Genomic DNA, 6,035 nt, shown 5'->3' on the forward strand with positions numbered 1-6,035 from the left:
GTGATCAAAGCATGGTTTATCAGCAGAGGCTGTATCGTCAAATAATGGCTGAAAGAGAAAACAGGTTATCGCCATAACCATAGGCCGGTGGAATACATTTTGGCGATTTGACCGACCTACTCGGCCCTTTCTGATTGCATAACGCATCATTTCACGGAAGAATGGCATCTTATTTGCTGGGCGAATAATTCTAAACGCTAGCATTCTGATTTTTGGTGGGAACCGAATTCGCTATGAAGGTATTGGTCACCGGTGCAACCTGTGGGTTAGGCCGAAATGCCGTTGAATATCTCCGTCGTCAGGGTATCAAAGTCATCGCCGCTGGCAACAATCAGGCGATGGGGGCATTATTGACAAAAATGGGGGCTGAATTTATTCATGCAGACCTGACGAATCTGGTTTCCTCACAGGCAAAAGCTATGCTGGCAGATGTCGATACACTGTGGCATTGCTCCAGTTTTACCTCACCATGGGGTACGGAACAGGCTTTTGAGCTGGCAAACGTGCGCGCTACACGCCGTTTGGGTGAATGGGCGACCGCTTATGGTGTGGAAAATTTTATTCATATCTCCTCACCCGCCATCTATTTCGATTATCACCACCATCGTAATATTCAGGAAGATTTTCGCCCGGCACGTTTCGCCAACGAATTTGCCCGCAGCAAGGCCGCCGGTGAAGAGGTTATCACACAATTGGCGCTGTCCAACCCACAAACGCATTTCACTATTTTACGCCCGCAGGGTCTATTCGGCCCACATGACACCGTGATGTTGCCGCGTCTGTTACAGATGATTAAATATTATGGCACCCTGCTGCTGCCCCGTGGCGGCAATGCACTGGTGGACATGACCTATCTGGAAAACGCAGTACATGCCATGTGGTTGGCAACCCAAAGTCAGAATACCCTGTCCGGTCGGGCCTATAACATTACCAATCAGCAACCCCGCCCATTGCGTACTATTGTGCAGCATTTGCTGGAAGAATTGGACATGACATGCCGTATTCGCTCGGTGCCTTATCCGATGATGGATATCATGGCCAGGGCAATGGAAAAACTGGGTAACAAAGCAGAAAAAGAACCGGTGTTGACCCACTATGCTGTTGCCAAACTCAATTTTGATCTGACGCTGGATACCCACCGCGCCGAAGAGGAATTAGGTTATCGCCCAATTATCTCACTGGACGAAGGTATTATCCGTACCGCCCGCTGGCTGAAAGAACACGGTAAGTTGCGTGGCTGATAACCCCGCAGGCGCGGGCACATCAGAATATAGCCAAAATCATTGATGTTGCCGGTCGGCTGTAAACGAATGAACCCTGTGGCTGCAAATACCAAGGGTATAACGCAATATAAGGTAAGAGTAAGACAGTCAGAAAATCAGGGTTTATACTACAATCACTTTCATAACAGATTCTTAAGGTCATCGTATGAAAAAGAAAAATATAGCTTTGGTTCTTCCTCTTGCCATTCTGCTCAGCGCCTGTAGCAGTACTGTCGATCCTGCGTTTAAGGATATCAGCAGCCGCTCTGTTCCTTGTGTTGAAGGGGGGCCGGATACAGTAGCGCAAAAATTCTATGACCTGCGGGTTCAGCAAGTTGGCAATCACCGTGGTCTGCCTGATGATAATCTGTCTGCCCAATTCCGCCCTTATCTGAGTCAGGCACTGTATGAAGAAATTCAAACTGCCAGAAAACAAGCGACTACGCATGCAACTGCTCAAGTGAATAAAAATCAAGCGATAAACGGTGATATATTCACTAGTCTACGGGAAGGTAGCACCCGTGCAGAGGTTGCCAGCGCCTCTACCATTCCGAATACTGATGCCCGAAATATCCCGCTGCGTGTCAATTTAACCCATCAAACCGCGGGTGGCCAATCAGTGGTATGGCAGGACGAAGTGCTCATGATCCGTGAAGGCACTTGCTGGGTTGTCGATGATATTCGTTTTATGGGTGTCTCTGCCCCAGCCAGCAGTTTGCGCCAACTTCTGGGCGATCACTAAACCTCATATAACGTCGATAGCCCATACCAGAAGGCGGCAGACCAGCGCCGCCATCCCCCTGCGGCTTGAAAGATGAGGGTTAAACTGTATCGGTTTTTTTCCAGTTAAGCCGCTACTCCTTGATTTTAAAGTTTATTCTATTTTTGCTCACTTGTTAGCCTACACGACAGATGCTCTGTCAGATTTATTCATCGCATGACAAATTCTCTCTGATAGCAGTCAAAGCCAAAGGTTATGCTGTTTTCAACCCTGACTTCTGGTTATTAATAAATTTTAACGCACAAAGATTGCATAAGTATGCCGCGGAAGTTACCATTCACCGCATCATTGGCTATTCAGATTTGGCGCATGAGTATTCAACTTAACGGAATTAACTGTTACTACGGCGCACATCAGGCGCTGTTCGACATTACATTAGACTGTCCTGTGGGCGAAACCCTGGTGTTATTAGGGCCAAGCGGTGCCGGTAAAAGCTCATTGCTGCGGGTACTTAATCTGCTGGAAGTGCCCCGTTCAGGGACCTTGCAGATCGCCGGTAATCACTTCGACTTTACCCAAGCTCCGGGCGCAAAGGCGGTCCGCGAATTGCGTCAGAACGTGGGTATGGTGTTCCAGCAATATAATCTTTGGCCGCATCTGTCAGTGGTACAAAATCTGATTGAAGCCCCGTGCCGTGTGCTGGGTCTGTCAAAAGATGAGGCCATGGCGCGGGCGCAAAAGTTATTAATACGCCTGCGGTTGACTGATTTTGCAGATCGTTTCCCTCTGCATCTTTCCGGTGGTCAACAACAACGGGTGGCAATTGCCCGCGCATTGATGATGGAGCCACAGGTGTTGCTGTTTGATGAGCCAACTGCGGCACTTGACCCCGAGATTACCGCACAAATCGTCAGTATTATCCGTGAATTGGCCGGAACTGGTATCACTCAGGTGATTGTCACCCATGAAGTTGAAGTGGCCCGTAAAACGGCCAGCCGTGTGGTTTACATGGAAAACGGTCATGTGGTGGAACAAGGCGATGCCAGCCACTTTACACAACCCACTACCGAAGCTTTTGCCAGCTATCTGTCACATTGATATCTATTTGGGAATTTGCGATGAAAAAATTAATAATTGCGGCCGTCCTTGCCAGTATCAGTTTGTCCGCCTCTGCCGCTGAAACTATCCGTTTCGCTGCTGAAGCGACTTACCCGCCATTCGAATTTATCGATGCCAATAATAAAATACAGGGCTTCGATATCGATCTGGCTAATGCACTGTGTAAAGAGATGCAAGCCGAATGTACCTTTACTAATCAGGCCTTTGACAGCTTGATACCAAGCCTGAAATTCAAACGTTTTGATGCTGTTATCTCGGGTATGGACATTACTCCTGAGCGTCAAAAACAAGTGGCTTTTACTCAGCCTTATTATGATAACTCGGCACTGTTTATCGCCGAGAAAGGCAAACTGGCTGATGTCGCTGCCCTGAAAGGCAAACGTGTTGGTATGCAGAATGGCTCTACCCATCAGAAATACCTGATGGAAAAACACCCTGAAATTACCGCCGTACCTTATGACAGCTACCAGAATGCGATTCTGGATCTGAAAAATGGCCGTCTGGACGCGGTGTTTGGTGATACTGCCGTGGTAAACGAGTGGTTAAAGCAGAATAACCAACTGGCGGCGGTTGGGGATAAAGTGACTGACGCTGACTATTTCGGTACCGGTTTAGGTATTGCAGTTCGTCAGAACAACACCGAATTACAGGGTAAGTTAGATGCTGCACTGGCGAAAGTTAAAGCAGATGGCACCTATCAGACCATTTATAAAAAATGGTTCCAGCAATAATCTAAGCACCCATGAATGAATTTCAACCTTTAGCAAGCGCCGCCGGCATGACCGTCGGCCTTGCCGTTTGTGCACTGGCCCTTGGCCTGGTTCTGGCAATGCTATTTGCCGTCGGTGAATCATCACGCTTGAAAGTGGTCAGCTACCTGACTACCGGTTGGGTCACTATTTTGCGCGGGCTACCGGAGATCCTGGTGGTCCTGTTTATCTATTTCGGCTCCTCCCAGCTATTGATGATGCTGTCAGACGGCTTTACCCTGAATCTCTATCTGTTTGAGCTGCCGATTAAACTCAATATCGATAATTTTGAGGTTAGCCCGTTCTTATGTGGGGTTATCGCACTGGCCCTGCTTTATTCCGCTTATGCTTCGCAAACCCTACGCGGTGCATTGAAAGCCGTGCCTATTGGGCAGTGGGAGTCGGGTCAGGCATTAGGTTTGAGCCAAACCGCCATCTTCTTCCGCTTGATTATGCCGCAGATGTGGCGTCATGCCTTACCGGGGTTGGGCAACCAATGGTTGGTATTGTTGAAAGATACGGCGTTAGTGTCGCTGATCAGTGTCAATGACCTGATGCTGCAAACCAAAAGCATTGCTACCCGAACTCAGGAACCCTTTACCTGGTATGTGATTGCAGCAGCAATCTATCTGGTGGTTACCCTGCTGAGCCAGTATGTGCTCAAATGGATTGAACTCCGAACTACCCGTTTTGAACGGAGTCCATCCTAATGCTAGAATACTTACCCGAGATCCTGAAAGGGCTGCATACCAGCCTGACATTGACCATTACATCCCTGTTGGTCGCATTGGTGTTATCACTGTTGTTTACTATTGTATTGACGCTGAAAACACCGATTATCACGCCACTGGTCAAAATTTATATCACGCTATTCACGGGTACCCCGCTGCTGGTGCAGATCTTTTTGATCTACTACGGCCCAGGGCAATTCCCGGCCATCCGTGAATACCCATGGTTATGGAGCCTGTTGTCGCAACCTTGGCTGTGCGCCATGATTGCACTGGCATTGAACAGTGCGGCCTATACCACGCAATTATTCTACGGCGCAGTTCGGGCTATCCCATCAGGTCAGTGGCAATCCTGCGAAGCGCTTGGCATGTCAAAAGCCCAGTCGTTACGTATCCTGCTACCATTCGCCTTTAAGCGTGCGTTATCATCCTATTCCAACGAAGTGGTCTTGGTATTTAAAAGTACCTCACTGGCTTACACCATCACATTGATGGAAGTTATGGGTTATAGCCAACTGATGTATGGCCGTACTTATGACGTGATGGTATTTGGTGCCGCAGGGGTTGTTTATCTGGCGGTGAATGGTTTGCTGACATTGCTGATGCGGCTGGTGGAGCGCAGAGCACTTGCTTTTGAGCGGCGGAATTAAGGAAAGGGATCCCAAAATCGGATCATTGTTTCGGTTAATAATCGTTCAGTGATCATCTTAGCTCCGCAGCCTCAACCAAATTAAGGCCCATAGCATGGGCCTTAACGCTTCGCACGCATCGTTTGCCCACTACGTGGGATACCCTCGATCATCGCTCCGGTTGACGGTAGCGGTCTCTATCTACTCATCAAGATTAACGGCTCAAAATACTGGCGAATGAAATTTAGATTAAGAAAAATAATTTTTATTTTCCTTAAAAAGGATGAGTAGAAAAGTGTAAAAACATTATCAGATTAAATCTACTGACCTGATTAACTGCTAAATATAGTTGATATTATTCTTTTATTAATCATTCGGCTATATTTATATTACATAAAAACACAGCGAATTAATTCGCCGGCCAGAGTATTTGGATGTCATCTTTTATATAAATTTAATAGAACAGTATATTAAAACACAAGTAAGACAATGCCTGCCATGCTGTGGGAATATTCTCTATTTTTGTATGATTGGTCTTTTTTTATAAAAATAAACAATATATATACCTCTGAATATTAGCCTATATTTGATATTTTGCTTTTATATCCTATCGAATTTGGGATTAAAATCTGTAATTAATCATAAAACTAGTTTATTCATCTTAATAAAATAATTCCTATGATATATTCCATTGTGAAATGAATCTTGTCCTCTATTTTAAACTTACGTATAAACAAGCACAAGAAGATAAAATCAGTATAGGTGCTAACTTTATTTTAGTCTTTAGGTAGTTTGATCTAAAACGAAGCCCTTTGGCTGGCCTTTTC

Annotated in this window: 6 protein-coding genes; all 6 read left to right on the forward strand. The window is 46.3% G+C overall.

What is annotated here, in order from left to right; all coding sequences use genetic code 11:
- Window positions 1-233: 233 nt before the first annotated feature.
- The 6 genes from AEP37_RS03455 to artM all read left to right on the forward strand — a co-directional run bounded on the left by AEP37_RS03455 (window position 234) and on the right by artM (window position 5,229).
- Complete coding sequence (locus AEP37_RS03455) at window positions 234-1,241, forward strand: NAD-dependent epimerase/dehydratase family protein (protein WP_049609892.1); 1,008 nt, start codon at window positions 234-236, stop codon at window positions 1,239-1,241.
- 187 nt (window positions 1,242-1,428) lie between these two features.
- Window positions 1,429-2,004 (forward strand): lipoprotein, encoded by a 576-nt coding sequence (locus AEP37_RS03460; RefSeq protein WP_049609895.1) that lies wholly within the window; start codon window positions 1,429-1,431, stop codon window positions 2,002-2,004.
- A 348-nt stretch (window positions 2,005-2,352) separates the two neighbouring features.
- Entirely contained in the window at window positions 2,353-3,081 is a 729-nt protein-coding gene (gene artP / locus AEP37_RS03465) for an arginine ABC transporter ATP-binding protein ArtP (RefSeq protein WP_053101933.1), read from the forward strand.
- 20 nt (window positions 3,082-3,101) lie between these two features.
- Window positions 3,102-3,833: an arginine ABC transporter substrate-binding protein gene (artJ, locus tag AEP37_RS03470; RefSeq protein WP_049609900.1), complete on the forward strand. Its 732-nt coding sequence runs from the start codon at window positions 3,102-3,104 to the stop codon at window positions 3,831-3,833.
- An 11-nt stretch (window positions 3,834-3,844) separates the two neighbouring features.
- Window positions 3,845-4,561 carry an arginine ABC transporter permease ArtQ gene (gene artQ / locus AEP37_RS03475; RefSeq protein ID WP_049609903.1) on the forward strand — a complete coding sequence of 239 codons (717 nt, stop codon included), beginning with the start codon at window positions 3,845-3,847 and terminating at the stop codon, window positions 4,559-4,561.
- A complete protein-coding gene (gene artM, locus AEP37_RS03480) occupies window positions 4,561-5,229 on the forward strand; it encodes an arginine ABC transporter permease ArtM (RefSeq protein ID WP_049609904.1) in 669 nt (222 codons plus the stop codon). The genes artQ and artM overlap by 1 nt, the downstream gene beginning before the upstream one ends.
- The last annotated feature ends 806 nt before the right edge of the window (window positions 5,230-6,035 follow it).

This window comes from Yersinia pekkanenii (genome assembly GCF_001152565.1).
GTDB classification, from domain to species: domain Bacteria; phylum Pseudomonadota; class Gammaproteobacteria; order Enterobacterales; family Enterobacteriaceae; genus Yersinia; species Yersinia pekkanenii.